The sequence below is a fragment of the Pseudomonas sp. CFBP 8770 genome, from assembly GCF_014841705.1.
Taxonomy (GTDB): Bacteria; Pseudomonadota; Gammaproteobacteria; order Pseudomonadales; family Pseudomonadaceae; genus Aquipseudomonas.
In genome coordinates, this window is the sequence record NZ_JACYUL010000002.1 from 235,701 (window position 1) to 258,492 (window position 22,792).

21 protein-coding genes are annotated in these 22,792 nt (G+C 55.8%); 16 read left to right on the forward strand and 5 right to left on the reverse strand.

Translation table 11 applies throughout. The features are described from left to right. The first annotated feature begins 59 nt into the window (after positions 1-59). The 8 genes from IFT98_RS05935 to IFT98_RS05970 all read left to right on the forward strand — a co-directional run bounded on the left by IFT98_RS05935 (position 60) and on the right by IFT98_RS05970 (position 11,534). Positions 60-1,040, forward strand: coding sequence for a GntR family transcriptional regulator (locus tag IFT98_RS05935; protein WP_192047733.1), 981 nt, complete (start codon positions 60-62; stop codon positions 1,038-1,040). 267 nt (positions 1,041-1,307) lie between these two features. Continuing rightward, positions 1,308-2,378: an isocitrate/isopropylmalate dehydrogenase family protein gene (locus tag IFT98_RS05940; RefSeq protein ID WP_192047734.1), complete on the forward strand. Its 1,071-nt coding sequence runs from the start codon at positions 1,308-1,310 to the stop codon at positions 2,376-2,378. Between the two features lie 302 nt (positions 2,379-2,680). Further along, the gene (locus tag IFT98_RS05945) at positions 2,681-3,571 is read left to right on the forward strand and encodes a LysR family transcriptional regulator (RefSeq protein WP_192047735.1); all 891 of its coding nucleotides are present in this window, start codon (positions 2,681-2,683) and stop codon (positions 3,569-3,571) included. A gap of 147 nt (positions 3,572-3,718) precedes the next feature. Beyond that, the gene (acnA, locus tag IFT98_RS05950) at positions 3,719-6,397 is read left to right on the forward strand and encodes an aconitate hydratase AcnA (protein ID WP_192047736.1); all 2,679 of its coding nucleotides are present in this window, start codon (positions 3,719-3,721) and stop codon (positions 6,395-6,397) included. 94 nt (positions 6,398-6,491) lie between these two features. Then, positions 6,492-7,544 (forward strand): lactonase family protein, encoded by a 1,053-nt coding sequence (locus IFT98_RS05955; protein ID WP_192047737.1) that lies wholly within the window; start codon positions 6,492-6,494, stop codon positions 7,542-7,544. A gap of 61 nt (positions 7,545-7,605) precedes the next feature. Continuing rightward, positions 7,606-8,931: an MFS transporter gene (locus IFT98_RS05960; protein WP_192047738.1), complete on the forward strand. Its 1,326-nt coding sequence runs from the start codon at positions 7,606-7,608 to the stop codon at positions 8,929-8,931. Between the two features lie 81 nt (positions 8,932-9,012). Next, complete coding sequence (locus tag IFT98_RS05965) at positions 9,013-10,656, forward strand: acetolactate synthase large subunit (protein ID WP_192047739.1); 1,644 nt, start codon at positions 9,013-9,015, stop codon at positions 10,654-10,656. 152 nt (positions 10,657-10,808) lie between these two features. Continuing rightward, entirely contained in the window at positions 10,809-11,534 is a 726-nt protein-coding gene (locus IFT98_RS05970; protein WP_192047740.1) for an ABC transporter substrate-binding protein, read from the forward strand. Between the two features lie 444 nt (positions 11,535-11,978). On the opposite strand, the gene IFT98_RS05975 is transcribed toward IFT98_RS05970, so the two are convergent. The 3 genes from IFT98_RS05975 to IFT98_RS05985 all read right to left on the reverse strand — a co-directional run bounded on the left by IFT98_RS05975 (position 11,979) and on the right by IFT98_RS05985 (position 13,291). Then, on the reverse strand, positions 11,979-12,431 hold the full coding sequence (locus tag IFT98_RS05975) for a hypothetical protein (RefSeq protein ID WP_192001006.1): 453 nt from the start codon (positions 12,429-12,431) through the stop codon (positions 11,979-11,981). Between the two features lie 108 nt (positions 12,432-12,539). Next, entirely contained in the window at positions 12,540-12,872 is a 333-nt protein-coding gene (locus tag IFT98_RS05980) for a hypothetical protein (protein ID WP_192047741.1), read from the reverse strand. 158 nt (positions 12,873-13,030) lie between these two features. Further along, positions 13,031-13,291, reverse strand: coding sequence for a type B 50S ribosomal protein L31 (locus IFT98_RS05985; protein ID WP_122713851.1), 261 nt, complete (start codon positions 13,289-13,291; stop codon positions 13,031-13,033). A gap of 621 nt (positions 13,292-13,912) precedes the next feature. On the opposite strand from IFT98_RS05985, the gene IFT98_RS05990 reads away from it, so the two are divergent. From IFT98_RS05990 to IFT98_RS06010, 5 genes are all read left to right on the forward strand, one after another. Continuing rightward, positions 13,913-14,611, forward strand: a complete 699-nt coding sequence (locus IFT98_RS05990; RefSeq protein WP_192047742.1) for a hypothetical protein — start codon at positions 13,913-13,915, stop codon at positions 14,609-14,611. A gap of 514 nt (positions 14,612-15,125) precedes the next feature. Then, complete coding sequence (locus IFT98_RS05995) at positions 15,126-16,556, forward strand: lytic transglycosylase domain-containing protein (RefSeq protein ID WP_192047743.1); 1,431 nt, start codon at positions 15,126-15,128, stop codon at positions 16,554-16,556. A gap of 77 nt (positions 16,557-16,633) precedes the next feature. Beyond that, entirely contained in the window at positions 16,634-17,440 is an 807-nt protein-coding gene (locus tag IFT98_RS06000) for a hypothetical protein (protein WP_192047744.1), read from the forward strand. A gap of 84 nt (positions 17,441-17,524) precedes the next feature. Next, the gene (locus IFT98_RS06005; protein WP_192047745.1) at positions 17,525-18,241 is read left to right on the forward strand and encodes a peptidoglycan-binding domain-containing protein; all 717 of its coding nucleotides are present in this window, start codon (positions 17,525-17,527) and stop codon (positions 18,239-18,241) included. A 301-nt stretch (positions 18,242-18,542) separates the two neighbouring features. Continuing rightward, positions 18,543-19,445, forward strand: coding sequence for an AraC family transcriptional regulator (locus tag IFT98_RS06010; protein ID WP_244650875.1), 903 nt, complete (start codon positions 18,543-18,545; stop codon positions 19,443-19,445). Here IFT98_RS06010 and IFT98_RS06015 read toward each other — a convergent pair. Further along, positions 19,396-19,983 carry a LysE family translocator gene (locus IFT98_RS06015; RefSeq protein ID WP_192047746.1) on the reverse strand — a complete coding sequence of 196 codons (588 nt, stop codon included), beginning with the start codon at positions 19,981-19,983 and terminating at the stop codon, positions 19,396-19,398. The genes IFT98_RS06010 and IFT98_RS06015 overlap by 50 nt on opposite strands. 70 nt (positions 19,984-20,053) lie before the next feature. Between IFT98_RS06015 and IFT98_RS06020 the strand changes: the two genes are divergently transcribed. After that, on the forward strand, positions 20,054-20,527 hold the full coding sequence (locus IFT98_RS06020; protein ID WP_244650877.1) for a Fic family protein: 474 nt from the start codon (positions 20,054-20,056) through the stop codon (positions 20,525-20,527). 80 nt (positions 20,528-20,607) lie between these two features. Beyond that, positions 20,608-21,090, forward strand: coding sequence for an OsmC family protein (locus tag IFT98_RS06025; protein ID WP_122476198.1), 483 nt, complete (start codon positions 20,608-20,610; stop codon positions 21,088-21,090). A 130-nt stretch (positions 21,091-21,220) separates the two neighbouring features. Here IFT98_RS06025 and IFT98_RS06030 read toward each other — a convergent pair whose 3' ends face one another. Further along, the gene (locus IFT98_RS06030) at positions 21,221-22,129 is read right to left on the reverse strand and encodes a LysR family transcriptional regulator (protein ID WP_192047747.1); all 909 of its coding nucleotides are present in this window, start codon (positions 22,127-22,129) and stop codon (positions 21,221-21,223) included. An 87-nt stretch (positions 22,130-22,216) separates the two neighbouring features. Here IFT98_RS06030 and IFT98_RS06035 point away from each other — a divergent pair, with 87 nt between their 5' ends. Continuing rightward, positions 22,217-22,726: an SRPBCC domain-containing protein gene (locus tag IFT98_RS06035; RefSeq protein ID WP_192047748.1), complete on the forward strand. Its 510-nt coding sequence runs from the start codon at positions 22,217-22,219 to the stop codon at positions 22,724-22,726. The last annotated feature ends 66 nt before the right edge of the window (positions 22,727-22,792 follow it).

Below are 22,792 nucleotides of genomic sequence, written 5' to 3' on the forward strand. Positions count from 1 at the left end.
ACGGGGGTCGGCTGATGGAGCCGGCCTTCGCGCATCAACCCTCATCTTCACGAGCGATCATGAACTCTATCGGTGTAGCCTCAGCCCCTGAACAGGGCACGACCAAGCCTCGGATCAAGTCCGATCTGGCAGAGCAACTGGCACCGAAAATCGTTGATATGGCCCGTGCGCGCTCGATGCGCAATGGGGATCCATTGCGCGAAGAGGCGTTCGCCAAGGAACTGGGGGTTTCCCGCTCACCGATCCGCCGCTGTTTCGCCTTGCTCGAAGAGCTCGGTATCGCCCGCCGGGAGCAGAATCGTGGTTATTTCCTGACCTGCGATGCTCGAAATATCGATACAGCCAAGCTGCCGCTGGATGTCGATCCCTTTGAAGACTTCTATCTGCGCGTCGTCGATGACGTTCTCAGTGGCGATATTCCCAAATCGTTCTTCGAGGCGGAACTGCTGCGTAAGTACGATGTGCCACGCGGTCAGTTACTCAAAGTGCTCAACCGCCTCGCCAACGAAGCGATGATCGAGCGCAAGCCGGGCCAGGGCTGGGAAATAAATGCTTTCCTGCACGATTCCAGCGCCCATATTCAAAGCTATCGTTTTCGTATGGCCATTGAGCCCGCGGCGTTGCTTGAACCTGGTTACAAGGTCGACAAAGCCGCTTTCGCCAAGGCAAGAGCGCTGCAACAACAGCTGCTTGATGGCGATATTTTCAGCCTCTCCAGATCGCAGTTGTTTCACATCAATGCTCAACTGCATGAGCTGATCGTGCGCTGTTCGGGGAACGCGTTTTTCCTTGAGGCCATTCGCCGACAAAATCAGCTGCGCCGCTTCATGGCCTACAAAGCCAACCTGGATCGGCAGCGTCTGATCATTCAGTCCACCGAGCATATCCAACTGCTCGACCTGATCGAAAGCGGCAAGTGCGAAGCAGCTGCCGGATTCCTCCGTCATCACCTTGATATCGTCGGCCGACAGAAGACGGATAAAGAGGCCCGAGATGAAGCCGAAAAGCGTTCACGCGAGGGCGCTGCTTCTCTGGTTTGAATAGCCACTTCGTGAGTCTTGCCTGCGAAATGCGGTTACACGGTATGCCTGATAGCTAGCCCGCCACCCCTATCTCCAGACAGTAAGTCATCCAGCAGATTGGCCAACTCTGCCGTGGGCCAATACCTACTGAACCATACCGATGTTTCCGAGCTGTACATTGGAGTTGCCAGCGCACCTAGGGCATAATTTTTATTGTACTTTATATATATAATATGCAATTACTGGAGTCCCACGTCAGGGAATGAAAACAAGAAGGAGAAGGTTATGCGCATTTTGGTTCTGCCCGGCGACGGCATCGGTCCCGAAATCATTGAATCCTCCATGCGGGTGCTGGAGGCCGTGAACGCAGGATCCGCACTTGACCTGACGTTCGATTATGACGACGTCGGCTTCAGCTGCCTGGAAAAACACGGGACTACGTTGCGTGACGAAACCCTGAACAAAGCCAAAGGCTACGAAGGGATCATTCTGGGGACGCAATCGCACGCTGATTATCCGGTGCCGGAAAAGGGCGGGCGCAATGTGTCGGCGGGTTTCAGGATCGGATTGGACCTGTACGCGAACGTCCGCCCTGCGCGGACCTGGTCGTTTCTGACGTCCAACATGAAAGTGGGCAAGTGCATGGACCTGGTGATCATGCGCGAGGCAACCGAAGGCTTCTATCCGGATCGCAACATGAGCAAAGGCTGGGGCGAGGTCATGCCCAGCCCTGACATGGCGCTTTCCACCCGCAAGATTACCCGTCATTGCAGCGAACGCATCGCCCGGCGCGCGTTCGAGCTGGCAATGAAACGCAATAAAAAGGTCACAGCGATCCATAAAGCCAACAGTTTTCACATGACCGATGGCCTGTTTCTCGAAGCCGTTCGAACCGTTGCGCTGGAGTTTCCTGAAGTCGCGCTCGACGACCTATTGGTGGATGCCGCTACTGCGCACCTGGTGCGAAACCCGGAGCGTTTCGATGTGCTGGTTGCTACCAACTTCTATGGTGACATTCTTAGCGATCTGGCGAGTGAGTTGTCTGGCAGCTTGGGCCTGGCTGGCTCGATCATGGCCAGTGATACGCATTGCGCTGCGCAGGCTCAACATGGTTCCGCGCCGGACATCGCGGGGCAGGACAAGGCTAACCCGGTGTCGATGATTCTTTCGGTGGCGATGCTGCTGCAGTGGATGGGCGAGCACCACCAGCGCCATGCTCTAGTCGAGGCCGGCCTGGCAATGGAGCGTGCCGTCGATGCAGTGCTGGAGAATCCGGCTACCCGGACGTTCGATCTAGGCGGCAACCTGGGCTGCAGAGGGTTTGGTGAGGCTGTAGCCGCAGTCATTCAGGGGTGATCGGAGCCTGCGAATACCGCTGCAACACCAAGGATTCATCTGCGCGCTCGTCTGGTTGCCCATAGCGACTTTTCAGCTCTGAACGCGGCTCTGTAGCCGAGTCACGACGCGCTGTGCCAATACACTTGGAGGCATTTCCACTGCATCGGTTGGTCAGGCTGTTGCCGTAGCAGGCATACAAGCCGTGCTTAACGAGTAACACGAAATAATATTGTATTCTGTTAGTCAAGCATACAAAATGCTCGCACGGAAAGGCGTATACCCGTTCAGAGTTGCATGTCGCCAGCAGAGAGGAAATGCCAATGCGATACGACCTGACCAGCCTGGACATTTTCATCACCGTTGCCGAGGAGCGCAACCTGACCCGTGCTGCACGACTCAAGCATCTGGCCGTTTCTGCAGTCAGCAAGCGCATTACCGAACTGGAAGCCCAGGCCGGTTCCGAGCTATTGATTCGCGGTGCACGCGGTGTCGATCTTACTCCTGCTGGTCAGTCGATGTTGTTCTATGCCCGTCAGCTGAAACAGACCCTGGCCAGCCTGGATAACGAGTTGGGTGACTACGCGTCAGGCGTCAAAGGCCATGTGCGCATTCACGCCATTACCTCCGCGCTTTCGCAGTTCTTGCCCGGCGACATCGCTCGCTTTGTCTCGACCTATCCGCAGATAAAGTTCGATATCGAGGAGCGGGTCGGCTCGGCGGTTGTCAGGGCAGTGGCCGATGGGCGGGCCGACTTGGGCATCATCGCCGACCAGACCGCCGCCCAGGGCCTGGAGACCGCGCCCTATCGGCGTGACGAACTGACGCTGGTGGTCCCTCAGGGTCATCCACTGGCCAGCAAAAAGAACATCCGCTTCAGCGAAGTGCTGGAGCACGAATTCATCGGACCGCACCTTGAAAGCTCGGTGCACAGCCTGTTGACCAGCGAAGCCGACAAGCTTGGCAAGACGCTGAAGCTGCGCATCCGGATCAGCAGTTTTGATTGCATGTGCCGAATGGTCTCTACCGGACTGGGCCTGGCGATCCTGCCGCGCACCGTGCTGCAGCCCTATGTCCGTAGTCACAAACTCAAGGCTGTCACCCTCGACGAAGCATGGGCGCAGCGCTCATTGCTGCTGGCTTTCCGCAAATACGAAGCGGCATCACCGACCTTGAAAACCCTCATCGATAACCTCAAACAAACACCCTTTTGAGCGGCGGGCGTTCTTGTTTGGAGAACGCAGCCTTGGCAATACATCAATTTTCAACCCAGGGCTGCACTCCTAATATTCATCCATCGGCGATGAGCGAGTGAGCCCTCGACCTACAGCGCGGACATTATAAAAATGAGTGATGCAACCATGACCGAGATTGCAACCGACTTGCTGAACACTCTGGAGATCGATGGCGAACACATCGCTTACGTCGATCTGCACAAGATGTTGACGCCTTCCCAGATTGCGAGCCTTCCTTATTCGATCCGCATCCTGCTGGAGAACGTCGCGCGTTGCACGCCTGAGGCGCTACCTTCAGTACTGGCCCGGGCATTGGGTCAAGGCCCCGAGTGCGAGGTGCCGTTTCAGCCCAACCGCTTGATGTTCCATGACACCACCTGCCTGCCAGCATTGGCAGATTTCGCCGGCATGCGGGACGTGGTGGCGGAGCTGGGTGGCGATCCCAAAGCGATGAATCCGCTGATTCCCGCCGTATTGACGATCGATCACTCAGTCATCGTTGAGCACTATGCTGAAGCGGATGCCGTTGAAGAGAACCTCAACATCGATTTCCGCCGCAACAGCGAGCGCTATCGCTTCATCAAGTGGGCCCAGAAGAGTCTCGACAACTTTGGCGTTATTCCACCGGGTACCGGCATTATCCACCAGATGAACATGGAGGCTCTGGCCCAGGTTGTCTGGGAAAGCAAGACAGAAGACGGCCTGCGCATCCTCCACCCGGACGACATGGTCGCCACTGACAGCCACACGCCCATGATCAACGCCATTGGCGTATTGGGCTGGGGCGTGGGCGGGCTGGAAGGGCAGGCGGCAATGGTCGGGGAGCCGGTCCCGATCAGCTTTCCGAAAGTAGTGGGCATTCGTGTGACCAACGTCATGCGTCCCGGCGTGACCGCGACCGATCTGTCGCTGCACGTGGCGGAAATTCTGCGCAAGCGTTCGGTGGTCGGCAAATTCGTCGAGTTCACCGGCCCTGGCCTGTCCACATTGAGCTGGGCGGCCCGCGGCACCGTTTCAAACATGGCGCCCGAGTACGGCGCGACGGTGGTGTTCTTCCCGTTCGACAGCGACACGCTCAGCTACCTTGAATTGACTGGCCGTTCCGCCGAGCTGCGCACCAAGGTTGTCGCCTACATGACTGCCCAGCCATTGTGGCGTCGTGATGAGTATGCCGAGCCGCAGTTCGACGAACTGATCGACCTCGACTTGGCCAGTATCGAGCCAAGCGTTGCAGGTCCCCATCAGCCCCATCAACGTCAGAGCCTGGCGAATGCTGCCGCCTCGTTCCGTGAAGGTGTAATGGGCGGCGGCAATCTGATTGCCGGTCCTGCCGAGCAGAGTTTTTTCGAGCCCAGCTTTGGCGAGCCGATCACTCACGGCGCCGTGGTGATGTCGGCCATTACCAGTTGCACCAACACAGCCAATCCGTCGCAAATGATCCAGGCCGGTCTGCTGGCGCGTAACGCCAGGGCGCTGGGGCTGAAAAGCAAACCCTGGGTGAAAACCTCGTTGTCTCCCGGCTCGCAAGTAGTGGCTGATTACCTGGCCGAAGCGAACCTGTTGGAAGACTTTTCAGCGTTGGGCTTCGACCTCGCAGGCTTCGGTTGCATGACCTGCATCGGTAACTCCGGCAAGCTGGAAGAGCACGTCGAGGCGTTTGCCGATCAGGGTCTCAAAGGTGTGGTGGTGTTGTCCGGCAACCGCAACTTCGAAGGTCGGGTCAACCCGAAACTGCAGGCCGGTTATCTGGCATCGCCTGCGCTTTGCGTGGCCTATGCCATCGCCGGGACCATCGACATCGACCTCGAGTCGCAGCCCCTCGGGGAGGATCGACAAGGCCGGCCGGTGTACATGCGCGACGTGATGCCCAGCGATGCCGATATCGCCACGCAGGTGCTCGAAGTGGTCAAGCCTGAGTTCTTCCAGCAGCGCCTGGCGACGGTCTGGGACGGGACCCATCAGTGGCAGGCGCTGTCGGCGGTTGGCAGCGTGCAGTTCCCTTGGAGCCCGGAGTCGACCTATCTGCGTCGCCCGCAATACCTGGCGGACATCAAGGCCGAGCCCAGGGATTCGCTGGCCATCAGTGGCGCACGTGTACTCATGGTGGTGGGCGATAACGTCACCACGGACCATATCTCCCCAGCCGGTGCGATTCCGGCCAACAGTCTGGCTGGCCAGTGGTTGCTGGAGCGAGGTGAGGATCCTCAGGATCTCAATCAGTACTCCACCCGCCGCAGCAATCACGAGGTGATGTTGCGCGGCGCGTTCACCAACCGCTCGGTGAAAAACCTGCTATTGGCAGACGATCAGCCGGGCCTTGGCGTCTGGGCGTGGAACGCGGACCACAGCCAGTGCCTGCCGTTGTTTCTGGCAGCCGAGAGCTATACCCGCCACCAAATCCCGATGGTGGTCTTTGCAGGCATCAACTATGGCGCGGGTTCAAGCCGTGACTGGGCGGCCAAGGCTCAGGCGCTGCTCGGCGTCAAAGCCGTGGTGGCCAGCAGCGTGGAGCGAATTCACCGCAGCAACCTGATTGGCATGGGCGTGATACCGCTGCAGTTCAAGGCGGGTCAACAGGTGCAGGACTTGAATCTGGACGGCAGCGAGCACTTCGATTTCGCGGGGCAGGATGATCTGGTAGTAGGCAACAACCCGGTCATCATGACTCTGCGTCGGAGCAACGGCGAGGTAGAAGTGATCGAGTTGGACGCCCGTATCGATTCATTGCAGGAAATACGTTACCTCACCAACGGCGGCGTGCTGCCGTTCGTGATCCGCAAGGTAGTCAAACGTACCAGGCAATGATTGCAGTTGCGATTGCGGCATTTGAGTGCCGCGGTCAGCCCTGAGGCAAAGGGCTATTCGTTGAAAGGCTTTCAGCCATCCGGAGACAATTCTTATGTACGCCTACGTCGGGTCACGGACCACCCGCGCGCGAAATGCGCGCGGCGATGGCATCACGGTTTACCAGGTGGACGAAGAAAAAGGCACATTGGCACTAATCCAACTTGTGCAGGATCTGGTCAACCCGTCTTTCCTGGCACTCAACAAGGCAGGTGATCGGCTCTATACCGTCCATGGCGACCAGCAAGAAGTCAGCGCGTTCAGCGTCGACAAAGCGACCGGCAAGTTGAGCTTCATCAATGAGCAGAGCTGTGAAGGAAGGAATCCGGTGCATCTCGCGCTGGATCCGAGTGAGCGTTTTCTGGTGGTTTCCAATCACCTCAGCGGTTCGCTGGCAGTGATGAATGTGCTTGAGGACGGTTCGCTGGGGACGGTCAATCAGCTGATTGAACTTGATGGTACGGCGGGCCCGCACCGGGTCGAACAGCCGTTTGCCAAGCCGCATTTCAACCCCTTCGATCACTCCGGCAATTTTGTGCTGGTGCCGGACAAGGGGCTGGACAAAGTATTCAGCTTTCGCTTTGACAACGGCAAGTTGTTCCCGGCCGATCAGCCCTTTGCAACGACGCGAGAAGGGGCGGGCCCACGCCACTTGGCACTGCATCCCAAGGCACCCTTTGCCTATGTCATCAACGAGCTGGACTCGACGGTGACCACCTATGAGTTCACAGCGGAAGACGGTTCGTTGCAGCCGCTTCAAGTGATGTCCACGTTGCCTTGCACCTACACCGGAAACAGCCGCGCTTCGGAGATAGAAGTGGACCGCAGCGGTCGCTTTGTCTACGCCTCCAACCGCGGTTACGACAGCATTGCCGTATTTGCCATCGATCAGCAAACAGGCTTGTTGAACCCGGTTGAATTCACACCCACGGACGGCAAAACGCCCCGTTTTTTTGCACTGACTCCCAATGGGCGCTTCATCTTTGCGCTCAACGAAGACAGCGACACCCTCATCTCTTTGGCTGTGGATTCGCACAAAGGAGGGTTGAGCAAGACAGGTTTCACGGCCACCACCGGAAGCCCTGTCTGCATGGTTTTTTCTGCCTGAGTAACGCCCGATCCATAACAAGTACATGAGCATGCAGCAGCTTGCTTACAGTGAGGTCGCCATGAACAAGAATAATACGCCTGATGAAAACGCAGTCGTGCGCAAGGTAACCCTGCGCATCATCCCCTTCGTTTTCCTGCTTTACATCGTTTCCTACCTGGATCGCGCCAACATCGGTTATGCCGCGTTGCAAATGAACAAGGAGCTGGCACTCACCAGCGAGGCCTTCGGCTTCATTTCCGGTATTTTCTTCATTGGCTATTTCCTGTTTGAAGTGCCTAGCAACGTGATGCTCAACAAGTTTGGTGCACGGGTCTGGATCGCCCGAATTCTAGTGACCTGGGGAGTAATCGCGGCGGCAACCGCTTTCGCCCAAACGGCCAATCAGCTGTATGTTCTGCGCTTTTTCCTGGGGGTGGCCGAGGCTGGATTTTTCCCGGGAATCATCGTTTACCTGACCTTCTGGTTCCGCTCCAAAGAATTGGCGACCACGGTAGCGTTGTTCACCGCGGCCATCCCGGTGAGCTATATCATCGGCGCGCCGATGAGCACCTGGATCATGGATAACATCAGCTGGTTCAACTGGAGCGGCTGGCGCTGGATGCTGTTTCTCGAAGGCATCCCTGCAGTCTTCCTGGGCATTGCCTGTTTTTTCTATCTGACAGATAAACCGGAGCAGGCCAAGTGGCTAACGCCTGAAGAAAAGGCCTGGCTGGTTGCCGAACTCGAGCGCGATCGGCAAAGCCGCAAGAACGTCAAGAGCTTGAGCGTTTACAAGACGATGACCAACCCCAAGGTGTTGTACCTCTCGTTCATATACTTCGTGTACCAGTGTGGCAGCCTCGGTGTAGGCTATTGGATGCCGCAGATCATCAAGAGCTTTTCCGAGTCGTTGACGCATACACAGATCGGGTTGATCGCAATGCTGCCGTACATCGTGGCCACGGCGGCGATGATCTTCTGGTCTCGCAGTTCGGATAAGCGCAACGAGCGAAAGTTGCACTCAGCCATTCCGCTGCTCCTGGCGACACTGGGGCTCCTCGGAGCAGGCCTGCTGGCCAACCCCTATGTCGCCATGGCCATGATCTGCCTCGCGTTGTCCGGGCTGTACAGCTTCAAATCACCATTCTGGGCGCTGCCGACATTGTTTCTCGATCGCACCACCGCAGCGGTGTCGATTGCCGTCATCAACTCGATTGGCAACCTGGGCGGTTTCGTCGGGCCGTCGTTGATTGGTATGGTCAAGGGCAACAGCCAAAGTGCGGCCAATGGATTGCTGTTCCTCAGCGCACTGCTGATGGCTGGCTTCTTGATGACTGTTTTCATGCGGGTGACCAACAAGGATTCGGTCGAGAGCGTGGTAGTCGCGAGCCAGGAAGCACGGTAAAGGCCATTGATCAGGGCTGTGAAAGCGCCGAAATTGATTCGTAAGCGATGCCAAATCGCTTACCAAAACCGAGGTAACAAGATGGCCAAGGCCGCTGATGTGGTAGTGCAATGCCTGGAAAGTGAAGGTGTCGAGTACGTGTTCGGGATTCCCGGTGAGGAGAACCTTGATCTACTGGAGTCGTTGCGCCGTTCAAGCATTCAGCTCGTTCTCACTCGCCATGAACAACCTGCAGGCTTCATGGCGGCTACGTACGGGCGTTTGACCGGCAAGACCGGCGTTTGCCTGTCCACTCTGGGCCCTGGCGCGACGAATCTGGTGACGGCCGGTGCATATGCCTACCTTGGCGGCATGCCGATGCTGATGATCACAGGGCAGAAGCCGATCAAGAAGTCCAAGCAAGGCCGCTTCCAGATACTGGATGTGGTCGGGATGATGAGGCCCCTGACCAAGTACACCCATCAGTTGGCATCAGCGGACAACATCCCTTCCCGTATTCGTGAAGCCATACGGCTGGCAGAAGAGGAAAAGCCAGGCGCGGTGCATCTTGAACTGCCTGAAGATATTGCCGCCGAACAGACCGATAGCATGCCGATTCCACCAAGCCTGAGCCGTCGGCCATTGGCTGAGTGCAAATCCATTGCGGCAGCTGTGTCGAAACTCGAAGCGGCCAGAAGTCCGATCCTGGTCATTGGTGCAGGCGCCAATCGGAAGATGACCGCCAAGGTGCTCCGTCAGTTGATCGACAAGACCGGTATTCCATTTGTCACGACACAAATGGGCAAAGGGGTTGTAGACGAACGTCATCCGCGCTTTCTTGGCAACGCCGCACTGTCCTCGGGTGATTTTGTCCATCGAGCCGTCGAGTCTGCGGATCTGATCATCAATGTTGGCCATGACGTCATCGAAAAACCGCCTTTTTTCATGGTTCGTGGCGGCACCGAAGTGGTTCATGTCAACTTCCGCTCGGCTGAAGTCGACCCTGTGTACTTCCCGCAGATTGAAGTGGTGGGCGACATCGCCAATGCGATCTGGCAGATTTCCGAAGCGCTGGATACTCAGGAACACTGGGACTTCAGCCGTCTCTTGACGATCCGTAGCGCTAACGAAGCTCAGATAATAGAAGGCGCCGAAGACAACCGTTTTCCCATGTACCCGCAACGGATGGTGGCGGACCTGCGCAAGGCGCTGCCTTCAGAAGGCATCGTGGCGTTGGACAATGGGATCTACAAGATCTGGTTTGCCCGCAACTACAAAGCGCATATGCCCAACACCGTGCTGCTGGACAATGCGCTGGCGACCATGGGCGCTGGCCTTCCCTCGGCCATGGCCGCTCGGTTGGTCTATCCTCAGAAGCCGATTGTTGCAGTGTGTGGCGACGGCGGTTTCATGATGAACAGCCAAGAGCTGGAAACGGCAGTGCGGATGAAGATGAATCTGATTGTCATCATTCTGCGTGACGATGGCTACGGGATGATCCGCTGGAAGCAATCGCACATGGGCTTCGAGGATTTCGGCCTGGATTATGGCAATCCGGACTTCGTCATGTACGCCAACAGCTATGGAGCTAAAGGGCACCGGGTTGAAAGTGCAGAAGCTTTTCTTCCGTTGATAGAGCGATGCATCGTCGAGCCAGGCGTGCATGTCATTGATTGCCCGGTCGACTATTCGGAAAATGACTTCATTCTCAATACTGAGATCAAGAGAAGAAGCGCCTTGGTATGAAAGCGCCAAGACTTCGGACACCTGATTCAGCAAGAACAGGCGCCGAGCCGACGTTCACTTCATGGCGTCCTATCAGGCGTCATCTGTTCCTTGTGGCGGCCCTTGCCGCCGGTTTCTCACTGCCTGTTCAGGCTATGGATTTGGAGAGAAAAATGAGCACAGTCTCACCCGCCGTACTTGCTGACCTCGCACCCGGTGGCACCCTTCGCGCCGCGATCAACTTTGGTAACCCTGTGCTGGCGCAACAAGCAGCCGATGGCAGCCCACAAGGCGTCTCGGTTCAACTGGCCAAAGCCCTGGCGAAAGAACTGAACGTACCGTTGGAAATGGTCACGTTCGATGCGGCGGGGAAAGTCTTTGCCGCGCTCGATCAGAACACTTGGAACGTGGCGTTCATGGCTATTGAGCCGGTTCGTGCTGAGCAAGTTGCTTTCAGTGACCCCTACGTGGCCATTGAAGGGACATATCTGGTGCGAGCCGAATCGACGTTCACCCAAGTTGACGATCTGGACAGCGCTGGCTTGAAGATTGCGGTGGGTAAAGGTGCGGCCTACGACCTCTACCTGTCGCGGACATTGAAGCATGCCGAGCTGCATCGGGCTGAAACGTCGGCGGGCGCAGTCGACCTATTCCTCGATCAGCGGCTGGATGCCGCGGCCGGTGTGCGTCAGCCGCTGGAGAAATTCGCTGCGGCACATGCTGGATACCGAGTTATCGAGGGGCAATTCACGTCCATTCGCCAAGCCATGGCCGTGCCCCGGCAGCACACGGCAGGCGCTGAATACATTCAGGACTTTGTGAAGCGGCAGAAGGCCAATGGTTTGGTGCGCAAGGCACTGGATGAAACCGGGCAGGCGGACGTTACCGTTCCGGAATAATGCCCAGCGACCAATCTGTGGTTCATCACAGACGTTAGTTCTGGCGGTTCCAAACTGCCCTGAAGTGCCGCAACCTTGAGTTAGGCCATCTTGATAGGTTGCGGTATTCGTATAAACGCCATATCCCATGCCACTGCAAAAACGCAGCAGCCGTCGGCACAGTCAGGCAAGTCTCACCGCAGGAATTGAAAGGAGCGTGACGTCAACGACTCTTGTTAGCTTGCCGCAAGCTGCTTCGAGACAACTAGCCGGTGACTCTAAAGGCGGGCAGCACATGGGCGGATTTCACACCAGGCTAAAAACACCCGCTTCGCCAGTCTCCATGTCATACGCAATCAATGCTTCCTGATCTGCACCAGCACTGCAGAGGCTTTCACCGCGACTGTTCCAGATCGAAGAACCACCCGCCGCCACGAAGTCGTCGGCGGTGCCTACGTTCGATTTTCATTCAGTCAGGCGGCGATACTGCTGAACAACGAACGTCGCTACTACGATTAGGCAGGCAATCCAGGCGCAAACTACCTGCCAGTGTCCTATGGCCGTCACGTCGCCCATGAAGAAACCCGCGGAGACGAGAAAAAGCAGCAGTGACAGGCCCGCCAGCAGCACTCGCGGAATGGCCATTGCGAAGCGCCACCAGATGCCCGGAGCGAACCGTCGGGCGACCCAACGATTGAGTGCTGTCATTCCCGCAAGGACCATGGCAAGAATCGTCAGCAGCAGCGGTATCAGAATGAGCGCCATGGCAGGCTCAACTTCACCACCATCTTCACCCGGCGTGTAATGGGCTGCGTGCCACATATCTGCGCAGAGAGCCGAAAGCGCGAAAATCACCACGATGGGAGCAATAGGGAATATCAACGTGCTCACTAGCGCATGGTTGTCCTGATCCTTCATCTCGCATCTCCTTATCGAGGGTATTGGCCATCGGAGCATCTCCGATGCCTCATCACCCGATACTGTAAGGCTCAATGCCGAGCAGAGGGGCCAGCAGCCTGCCGCCATTCAACGGCTGCAAAAACGCCGTAGTTTTCCGGACCCCCAGGAGATCATCATTGCGGGAATGGAAAGGAGGGCGACATAGATGATCCCCGCGGTCAGCAGGGGCGAAACGCCGGCAGACACTACGACCACCGGGAGTTGGGCGAACATGACTATCGCCCCGGCTATCAGGCTGAAGCGTAGAAACATTGCCCCCAGAATGGCTGACAGCACCAGCGCTACCGGATAGACAATGGTCCAGTAACCCGCTGCGTCCCACGGCTCCGCAGTGCCTGAGAGCCATGACACGGTGGTCCAGAAGATGATGCACACAATGCTGATCAGAATCACGCTCACGGCTCGGGATCCATACCTGAAATGTGTGCACAGTCTAACTGCATACCCTCGCGATAAAGGGCTTGGCACGACGGTATGTGACATGCACCCGAGTAGACGTGTCGCCAAGATCAAAGCCAGCGGGGGCCATTGGCTTCAGCGACACGGGTTATGAGGGGTCACTTGTTGTTCGACGCGAAACCGGCAAAACGCTTGTTGAACCCGGCAATACGGCCTTCCGCCTGTGTCTTGCGGACCTGGCCGGTGTAGACAGGGTGTGAAGCACTCGAGACATCGAGGGCGACATACGGGTACACGTTGCCATCCGTATGGGTCTGGGTTCGATCCGTTTCCACGGTCGAACCGATCAGGAAATAGACGTCCGCAGCCGTGTCGTGGAACAGGACGGTTCGGTAGTCAGGGTGGATTCCAGGTTTCATGATTGTTACCCTAAATTATGAATAAATACGTTATATCATAACATGTTTACTGAGCAATTTTCCATACCTCTCTGCTTCCTGACGGTCGAGCCAGACGGTGGCTCGAGACGTAAGAAGCGTTCGCTTTAACGGGTTCGCAGCTATCGGCCCAACGCTGCTGTTCGCCAGCCTTCGCATGACTGACACGTGGTGTGCTGGACATCGACGCATGCTGCCCAACCTTTGGCACCTGGAACATTCGGTAGGCGAGAGCTCACAGAAGCGGATAGTCGCAGTGGAATCCAGATTTGATCGTCCAGTCGATAGTGAAGGTAGCGCCTGTGGGTGGGTCGCTGCAAATCACTATCAATTGTTGGCATTCCAGCGTCAGGCGCGACGGCATCATCATCGATACTCACTGGTCATCAAAGCCGCAGTGAGCGCGCACTTAGCAATTTTTACGGGAATAGCGTAGGTCGCCGCGCTATAGTGCCAAAGCCGACCCCCGGAACGCTGAAGCGGCACGGAATTCATACAAATGGTCATCGTCTACGATGGCGGGTGGCGTATTGCTGCGGGCCGTGAAGTATTAAAAAATAAACTTCCCTACAGCGAAAAGATAAATCATTTCGAAGGTGTGTGATGTTGTTTGGACTGAGCACTGATCAGCTGATTGCCGTATCTTCAAGCGTTGCAGCGGCGGTGTCTGCACTTGCTACCCTTTTTACGGTATTGCAGGTTTCTGAAAATAGAAAGTCTTCCTACCGTCCGGAGATAATTTTTGTTCGGACCAGGTTCGACTCTACACGTCAAGCTGGAGCTGATCCGCATGGCATGATGACCGCAGAGAAGATCTCAGTGGATGCCTACAATATCGGTCTTGGCTCGGCGAAAAACATAGAATTAAGCTGGTCGTTCCCAATTCCTTTGGCACTCGAAAAAATAAACGCTTTGGCTGCCGCAGGGGCTGATCTCAATCACTACAGCTACGAGCATGGTATGGTTTCGTCTAAGGGGAAGCATGCGGCAGTTTCCATTTCGCTCTGGAGAAACCAGAAAGTCAAAAAATTGGACTTTGCTTTGCCAGCGTCGGTAGATGATCAACCGCTATCAATCGATATTCCACCAGCCTATGTCATGCTCTGGGAACCTTACGTGATCGGCGCAGTGCGGATTGGCAAAGCGGAGTTGTTAGCTGATTTTCCATTGTTGGTGTGCACGATAACTTATCAAGATGTCGGTGGGGTGAAATACAAAATCAAGCGAGAGTTTATATTTGATATCGTGTCTATCGATTTCGCAAAGGGTGTAGAAGGCCTGGTCTTTACCACGGAAAAATGAAGTTGTTGGCAGGCTTATACCAAGCGGTGAGCTCTGGCTTCTTTTTGTCAAGTAACGATCGACTAGCCTTGCCCAAAGGATTGCTTGAGAGATCATGGATCTCATGCTGGTAAATCAGACGAGAGTATCAGGTGTGCCGCAGCTACTTCTCTACACAGATGAGGATCAGCACAGCACTGCCTTGGAAGCGCTCCTTGCCAATAGCCGCGCCCCTGAAAGTCACCCTCTAACGAGACTGTTTGATTCTGCGTGTTCGTCGGTCGCGAAAGACATGATGTGATGGGCTTGACCGAATCAGGATGATGGACATTACAGTTGCGAGGCACCCATTACTTCAGTGGGATGCCGCATTTCAGCGGTGGAGCGTCATCTCTGCCTTGGGTGTGTGAGGCGATACTGGAAAAAAGCGGATAAAAAACCCCGCACATCAAAAGTTGACCTATAGTCTAAGGCTAAACCTGAGGAGCATTGTGCTTTTCCTGTGGGTGCCACCGCTCTCCACAGGAAGCCGATCATGCAAATTTCGTCGTCTGTCAAGGCGATCATTCAAAGCGCCGCCCCTACGCTGCTCGCGGCCCTCTCGTTGCCTCCCCCTTTTAACTTGATAGCTGCAGCCGTTGCATCAAGCGCACTAAAAGAGTATCTGCCCGACAATTCAGATGATAGAGAACCACGCGATGCCAGACGGGCGGCGAGGTCAGTCAGCATTGCGACACCTGAGAATATCGTATTGGCTATCGACAAGCACAATGCGAACCCGCAGATCCTCATTGACCTGAAAAAGGCTGAAAGCGATTTAAAACGATATGAGCTAGAGTCGGGCTTGAAATTCGCGGAGATTGAACTTGAAGATAAAAAAAGCTCGAGAAAATTTCAATTTGAAAGCGGTCTCACTAACAGAGTATTCACCTCGGGAATGTCGCTGGTTGTCATTGCCTTGGTCAGTTTGATGGTTGTGGTGGTAGGCTCGCTGTTAATGATATTCTTTTCCGATAAAATACCTACTCAATCACAAAATATCGTAGTGGCTGTTTTTGGGGTGGTTGGAACTATTGTTGGTTTTGTAAACGGTATCGCTGCAAATGTAGTAAGCTTTTACTGGGGTAGTAGTCAAGGGTCTCAGGACAAATCAGAAAGCATAGCTGGAGTAATAAAGGATCTAGGCGCTCAATTAGGTAGGGCTGCTTTAGGTCATGCGCAAGCAGAGTCTGCACAACCGCAAGGAATTATTTCGCTTCCAAGTACGGAAGATCAGAGAGAGGTAGCGTCGCCTGCTACGCCTGCACCTCACAATCTTCTGTCAGAGGTGCTGACTGAGCTAACGACCAACCATTCTTTTTCCGATGCGGGTGTTTGTTGGAGAATGGGAGTTGGCGGCATATGGATCGACAGTGTTGAACCCAATGGAACCATGGGTGAGCCCAGTACCATTAAATCGATCTGGAGTCGCTACGGAGATATCTGCTCCAAATACTCGAAACAGTACGGTGTGCCGGTTGAATTGATCGTGGCAACTATTGCCGTTGAAAGCGCCGGCAACCCCAACGCTAGGCTGATCGAGGCCAAAATTAATGACGAAAGCGTTGGCCTGATGCAAACGCTGGTACGAACAGCCCGAAGCGTGTTGGGGCAGCATGACATCAATGGTGAAAACCTTCTTCGGCCAGACCTCTCGATTGAGGCTGGCACTGCCTATATTGCCTCGCAACGAGGCACTACTCATTTTGATCCGCCGAAGGTTGCCGCCGCCTATAACGCTGGGTCTATCAGATTGGATCGTGGGGATAAAAACAAATGGAAGATGCTGTGCTACCCCACTGGAACGGGCAACCACATCGATAAATTTGTTGAGTTCTTCAATGATTGTATGGCCGTCGGTGACAGGTTGGATTTTCAAGCCAAGGGCACGCCTAGCTTTTCAGGGCTCTTGCAGTCATCGCAATGACCGTGCTCAGGCCAGCGTAATCCACAGTGCTGCCCTGAGCGGCTGGCGTTGCAAGTTCAAGATAAGAGGGATGCAGCATGCAACTTGAAAAAGAAAGGTATGAGCTTGAGCTGCTGAAGTCTCAAAATGAAAAAACCGTGGCCGAAATAAAAATACTCACACGGACAACGCCAATTGTTGAGTCCGTGAAATTATTCGGTTCAATGATACTGGGTGTTGGGGGTGTGATGGCCGCCATTGCAGGATTTCAATTAGCCGAGGTCAAGGCAGAAAGAGCGAATATTAGAATGTCCGAGATTCAAGCTGCTCGAGCGAAACTAGACGGTGAAGTGACGCTGCTTGAGCAGAAGAAAGCGGATCTGGCGATGGAGAATAGTAGTTTGGAGAAGGAGAATCAGAAGTTTCGCAGCGACCTTGCCAAAACCAGCATTTCACTGGACAAAATCGCTGACAAGCTGAGTACACCTATCCTCGCAGCCAACCCGCAGATCACGGAGATCAGGCAAGATCTGAACGCGACCGGCTTGGACTTGCGCACGAACGCGCCTGTGAGCAATCACTCGGATCCGCCGGCGGACATGAATGTATCCATCCAAGAGCTATTTTCATCCAAGGCGCGCGCGCGAGGAGACGCCTACCAACAAATCATGGCTCAGTATGCCGACAGTCCAGACTTTCCCGCGGCACTGCTCGATTATGCAGACGGTCACAAGGGTAATGAAAATGGCGTTTACAATACACTGGTTGTGCTAAGTCACCTGAATAGGAATACGCTTCAGAATGACTCGAAGGCTATCAAGGCGTTTGCCGAATCAGTACGCTCCGTCGGACCTCTCACTTCTGAGCGAGCTGACAAGCTCTTGTCACGACTGCCCGGTAATTGACCAAGAGGCTAGGTATAAGCTGGATCTAACCGAGCTATTGAAGCTCGGATCAATAACACTAGGTAAACGAACGGAGCGGCTGGCATGACGACCGGACTAGAACTCTATGAACTCGCTAAAAGCAAGGAGGGCCAGAAGTACGTAAACGTACTGGTACCCAAGGATAACCCCAACTGGAGTGGTCCTTGGGATTGCGCCGAGTTCATTTCATGGGTCGTTTACCAGAAGACCAACAAGCTTTATGGTTGCGTGAATGACCGTGGCAACCCGGCCACCACCGAAGCCTACTCAGGGGCTTGGGTTACCGATGCGAAGAACGGCACGCTGCTACCTAGTGACGAGCGCGATGCGATGCTCACCGCTGGGGTGGTTCTAATCCGAAAACCGCCATTGGCCGGGCAGATGGGACACATCGCAATGAGTGATGGTGTCGGCAGGACCATGGAAGCCGCCGGCATAAACCTTGGGGTGCGCTCTGGCAATGTCAGTGGCCGGGTCTGGGACTATTTCTGCCGAATTCCCGACATCGAGTACAGTAGCGATACACGCGCCTTACGACTCAAGCCACAACCGTATGTCATTCGTTTAGAAGATCCAAATGTCAAAAATCCTAAGGTCAGGAAAATCCAGGAGAGCCTCAAGAGGCTCGGCCTCGACCCAGGCACAATCGATTCCCAGTACGGGCCGCATACCGTTGCTGCAGTGATCGCGTTTCAAAAAACTCACCGCTTGGTCTCCGACGGCGTCGTGGGGCCCGCGACGGCGCACGCATTGAATATCGACTGGCCTACGGAAATATGAACCATGGGGCTTTAGCGGAAACCAGCAGCTCCAAAGGCATTAACATCAAGTCTTGCGGTTTGGCAGTTGAAGGATCGCAAAAATTGCATTGATGCCCAGTTGAATTACGCAGGCATTTTGCGGCAAAACACGTTCTGTTTTCACTTGCCAATCTCTTCTATGCCAGCGTCAACGGCGTGCTGGTCACGCATTAACAAAGAATACGTCTGCTAAACACAGCTACTTATTCATTGCTCCCCGTCACTTGTTGGCCGACAGCGGGCCGCCGGTATAAGCTCAGGATCAAGCTCGATCGTGTCCAATGGCGAAGCTGCCCCTTTCCGCATGCCAGCCCCACGGGATGGAAGGACCTATGTCTCACTACTGGCGTCATCCAGCACTCGCTCACCTGGAAATCCGCAACGTCGAGGACGGCCGCACGTTCAGCCACGCGCGCCACTCTCATTCGACGTTCTCCATTGGCGCGATCATGCAGGGGCAGAGCACTTACCTGAACGGCGACAGTAGCCGTCTGATCAGTGCCGGCAGCGTGGTGCTCATGAATCCCGGCGTGGTGCATGCGTGCAACCCCATACATGACCAGCCTTGGGCATACCGCATGTTCTACGTGGATGCCCAGTGGCTCGCGGATCTGCAACAGCAGCACAGTCCTGGCAAGCACAAGGGCTTCGTGCCTTTTGCGCAGACCTATAGCGCCGACGTCAGTCTGTTTGACGAGCTGGACGATCTGTACCGCACGCTCACTGCCAGCGACTGCCCGCCAAATACCATGCAGAGTGCAACGCTGGGGTTCTTCCAGCGACTGGTGGCGCGGTTGCAGCCGGTCAGCGATGACGCCAAAAGTGAACCGCACAAAATGGCCCAGGCAGCGAAATTCATTCGTGAGCATTGCGCTGATGCGTTGCGGCTGGAGGATATAGCGTCGGCCGTACAGCTTTCACCTTCCTATCTGATCCGTGCTTTCAAAGCGTGCCATGGGCTTACGCCTCATGGGTACTTGATTGATTGCCGCCTCAAGCTGGCCCGCGATGGCCTGCGCCAGGGTGAAGACATCGCCCAAGTCGCGGCGCGCGTTGGTTTTGCGGATCAAGCGCACTTGCAGCGGCTGTTCAAGCGCGCCTTGGCGACGACGCCAGGGCACTATCGCGGTGTGCCTACTCAAGCAATAGATACACCGCGCAGCCCCCGAGCAGCGCGGCCATGACGCGATTGAACCCGCGCAGTCTGGCAGTGTTGTTCAGGTAGTCGCGCAACGAGGCACCGGCCCAGGCCCAACTGGCCAGCGATAGCCAGCAGATCACCAGATAGATCAGTGCGAACATCCACACCATTCGCACATCGCCGTCGGCGACGAATGCGCCCATGCCCGCAAGGCACGCGAGCCAGGCTTTCGGGTTGAGCCATTGCATCAGTGCGCCGGTGAAGGCGGAAGGTCGTGTCTGCACGTGCGCCGTGTTCACTCGCCCATCACTGCTTGCCAGCCTGTAGGCCAGGTACAGCAGGAATATCACCCCAGCCATGCGAATCAGCTGCGTCAACCACGGCCAGCGGTTCAGCACTTCATGCAGTCCCAGGCCCATTAGCACGAGCAGCAGGATGAAGCCCAGAGTCGCCCCCGTAACGTGGGGCAGGGCGGCCCGCAGTCCGTGGTGTGCACCGCAGCTCAGGGAGACCAGATTGACCGGGCCGGGGCTTATGGAAGACGCCAACGCAAACACGGCCATGGAAACGACGATACTCATCAGGCACCTTCAATACGGGTGAGGGAGCACTGACGGTAGAGATCATGGGAAGGGGCTGTATTGAAGGAAATTGCTCCCGGACACGTTGCCAGCGTTTGTTTCCTTCAATGTCAAATACGGTTGGCGCGATTCTGCAGATTGCGCCATAAATCGCGCCAAAAATTGGCGCGATTCTCGAAATCGCGCCACAATTGCGCCACTGGCAGAAAACCTGCTGCCCAACCCAGCCGATGAAGGGCGGATTCGTCAGCATGCGGTAGATATCAGCAAAAGCGTGTACCGGCCGCTGTCTGCGCCCGGGCTCATTGAGCCGTTACTGGACGAAGTGCTGAGCAAGGCCAATCAGATTGCCGATCCGTTCGAGCAATCCTTTTTCGTGATGGTGCACTTGCCCTATCTGCAGCCCTTTGCCTATATCAACAAGCGCACCTCACGGCTCGCGGCGAATCTGCCCCTGTTTCGTGCCAACCTCTGCCCACTGACATTTCTCGACGTGCCACAGATCGCCTATAGCCGGGCGACCTCAAACGTTGGGTTGCGCTGACTCGCTACCTCATCGATGGGTGCTTACTCAATGAGCCCGTTCTTTGACGGACTTTTCGAAAACGTTCCCAGGAGGGATCAATGGTAGATAAAACGCACGAGTATGAAGTCCAGGTAACTTGGGCCGGCAACAACGGGACCGGAACGTCATCTTATCGGGGTTACAGCCGGGCGCACGTAATCGCAGCCAACGGCAAAACACCCATTGAGGGGTCGTCCGATCCCAGTTTTCGAGGAGACCCCACGCGCTGGAATCCCGAGGAATTGCTCTTGGCATCCTTATCTGCGTGCCACAAGCTTTGGTACCTTGGGCTTTGCGCCGAGGCCGGTATCGTTGTGTTGGCCTACGAGGACAACGCTCAAGGAACAATGCTCGAGGAGAGCAACGGCGCCGGTCAGTTCACCTCAGTTATTCTGAGGCCGAAAGTGGTACTGGAATCGGGGTCTGAGATCGCAAAAGCTCAGACGCTTCACAAAGTAGCTCATGAAAAGTGCTTCATTGCCCGTTCGGTAAACTTCCCAGTCAGCCACGCACCCGAAATATCGATAAGCCCAAGTGCCTAGTCAGCCAGAGAGGGTGTCCGCCTAGTCGGGCACCCTTCAAAAATCTACGCAACTGCCTAGATGAGCTCAGGGCCGCGATGGTGTCCAAGCAAACAGACATGCGCCAGGCTTTCGTTTTTTCATGCCCTTGTCAGTCAAGCAACTCGATCGTTTCGAGCAGAAGTGAACGTATCCACTGATGTCCCGCATCGCGGTGCGTCCTTTCATGCCAGACCAGCGTCTTGCTGAAGCCGGGAATCTCGACCGGGGGTTTCATCAGGCACAGACCATTTTGATGCAGCACCAGGCGCCGGGGGACCACGGCAATCAGGTCGCTCTGCATCAGCAGTTCCGGAAGAATCAAGAAGCTGGTCACCGATGAGATGACTCGACGTGTCCGGCCAATGCGTTCGAGGGCAATGTCTGTCACGCCTCGAAATCCTCCACCGGAGGGCGAAACCAATACGTGATCCACAGCGCAAAAACGATCCAGTGAGAGGGTGCCGCTCAGCGCGTCGGGGTGGTCAGTTCTCATGACGCAGACGTATTGCTCATCGAACAGCGGGGCAGCGTGTAGCCCTGCGGGTGTTGTGGCGGGTGTGACCAGCGCCAGATCGATATCACCGTGATCCATCTGGGAGGCAAGCTGCTTATCATCAACGGGCTGAACCGCAACCCGGATGTTCGGAGCCCGTTCCCTCAGCGCACGCAAGAACGGCACGACGACTGCGCGCAACGCATAGTCGGTCGATGCCAGATTAAGCGTCAAGTTGGCACTAAGTGGATCGAACCCCTGGGGTTGCAGCAAGGCTTCAATGTCAGCCAACAGTTGCTTGACCGGTGCCGCCAATTGCTCGGCTCGCACTGTCGGCACGATGCCACGCTGGGCGCGTACGAAGAGCGGATCGCTGAAGCTTTCCCGCAGCCTGTTGAGCATGCCACTGACGGCGGGTTGGGTCAGTGACAGCCGATCGGCCGCACGAGTGACGCTACGCTCATCGAGCAGCGCGTCGAGGGCCTGGAGCAAGTTCAGGTCCAGGTGTCTGATATCAGTATTCATGATGTGCTGGATAAAATATCGCGATTGGCGTTATTTCAAGCTTACACCGATCATGGCGCACTCCCTACATCAGCTACCGAGACTTTCATGAACGAAATCATCTGGCCCGAGGGCTTTTTGCCCGGCTTCACTGAAAACTTCGTTTCCAACGAAGTGATCGTTGCGGGTTTGAGCGCTGCACAGGTGTGGCCGCTGTTGAGTCAGGCCCAGCGGTGGCCTTCGTACTACGCGAACTCTGCAAACGTGCGCTTTCACGATCACGTTGGGCCTGATCTGGCTGATGGCGTGCGCTTCTATTTCGAGACGTTCGGGTTTCCCGTAGAGGCGCTGTGCAATGAGCACGTGCCGCCAACCTCGACCAAACCTGGCCGGATTGCCTGGCATGGTTGGGCGGGTGAAGGCGAGACACGTCTGGATGTTCACCATGCCTGGCTGATCGAGGACCTGCCCCTCGGGCGCGTGCGCATCTTCACGCAGGAGACTCAGAAAGGTAAGCCTGCACGAGAGCTTGCCCAAGCTAGACCCAATCCGATGATCAATGGCCATCAGGACTGGCTGGATGGCTTGGTCAACGCTGCGAAGTCCATTGGTCAGTGATTGAATTCGCTTGGCCGTCAGTTCGGCAGATCAGCACATCCGTTGCCGATGTTCACGTGCGGGTTT

Coding starts and splice junctions, on each gene's coding strand:
- IFT98_RS06035 (WP_192047748.1), top strand. CDS start 22,217: ATGAACGAAATCATCTGGCCCGAGGGCTTTTTGCCCGGCTTCACTGAA.
- IFT98_RS06000 (WP_192047744.1), top strand. CDS start 16,634: ATGCAACTTGAAAAAGAAAGGTATGAGCTTGAGCTGCTGAAGTCTCAA.
- IFT98_RS06010 (WP_244650875.1), top strand. CDS start 18,543: ATGGCGAAGCTGCCCCTTTCCGCATGCCAGCCCCACGGGATGGAAGGA.
- IFT98_RS05990 (WP_192047742.1), top strand. CDS start 13,913: ATGTTGTTTGGACTGAGCACTGATCAGCTGATTGCCGTATCTTCAAGC.
- IFT98_RS06015 (WP_192047746.1), bottom strand. CDS start 19,983: ATGAGTATCGTCGTTTCCATGGCCGTGTTTGCGTTGGCGTCTTCCATA.
- IFT98_RS05995 (WP_192047743.1), top strand. CDS start 15,126: ATGCAAATTTCGTCGTCTGTCAAGGCGATCATTCAAAGCGCCGCCCCT.
- IFT98_RS06005 (WP_192047745.1), top strand. CDS start 17,525: ATGACGACCGGACTAGAACTCTATGAACTCGCTAAAAGCAAGGAGGGC.
- IFT98_RS05935 (WP_192047733.1), top strand. CDS start 60: ATGAACTCTATCGGTGTAGCCTCAGCCCCTGAACAGGGCACGACCAAG.
- IFT98_RS05965 (WP_192047739.1), top strand. CDS start 9,013: ATGGCCAAGGCCGCTGATGTGGTAGTGCAATGCCTGGAAAGTGAAGGT.
- IFT98_RS06030 (WP_192047747.1), bottom strand. CDS start 22,129: ATGAATACTGATATCAGACACCTGGACCTGAACTTGCTCCAGGCCCTC.
- IFT98_RS05960 (WP_192047738.1), top strand. CDS start 7,606: ATGAACAAGAATAATACGCCTGATGAAAACGCAGTCGTGCGCAAGGTA.
- IFT98_RS05985 (WP_122713851.1), bottom strand. CDS start 13,291: ATGAAACCTGGAATCCACCCTGACTACCGAACCGTCCTGTTCCACGAC.
- IFT98_RS05945 (WP_192047735.1), top strand. CDS start 2,681: ATGCGATACGACCTGACCAGCCTGGACATTTTCATCACCGTTGCCGAG.
- IFT98_RS05940 (WP_192047734.1), top strand. CDS start 1,308: ATGCGCATTTTGGTTCTGCCCGGCGACGGCATCGGTCCCGAAATCATT.
- IFT98_RS06025 (WP_122476198.1), top strand. CDS start 20,608: ATGGTAGATAAAACGCACGAGTATGAAGTCCAGGTAACTTGGGCCGGC.
- acnA (WP_192047736.1), top strand. CDS start 3,719: ATGACCGAGATTGCAACCGACTTGCTGAACACTCTGGAGATCGATGGC.
- IFT98_RS05970 (WP_192047740.1), top strand. CDS start 10,809: ATGAGCACAGTCTCACCCGCCGTACTTGCTGACCTCGCACCCGGTGGC.
- IFT98_RS05955 (WP_192047737.1), top strand. CDS start 6,492: ATGTACGCCTACGTCGGGTCACGGACCACCCGCGCGCGAAATGCGCGC.
- IFT98_RS05975 (WP_192001006.1), bottom strand. CDS start 12,431: ATGAAGGATCAGGACAACCATGCGCTAGTGAGCACGTTGATATTCCCT.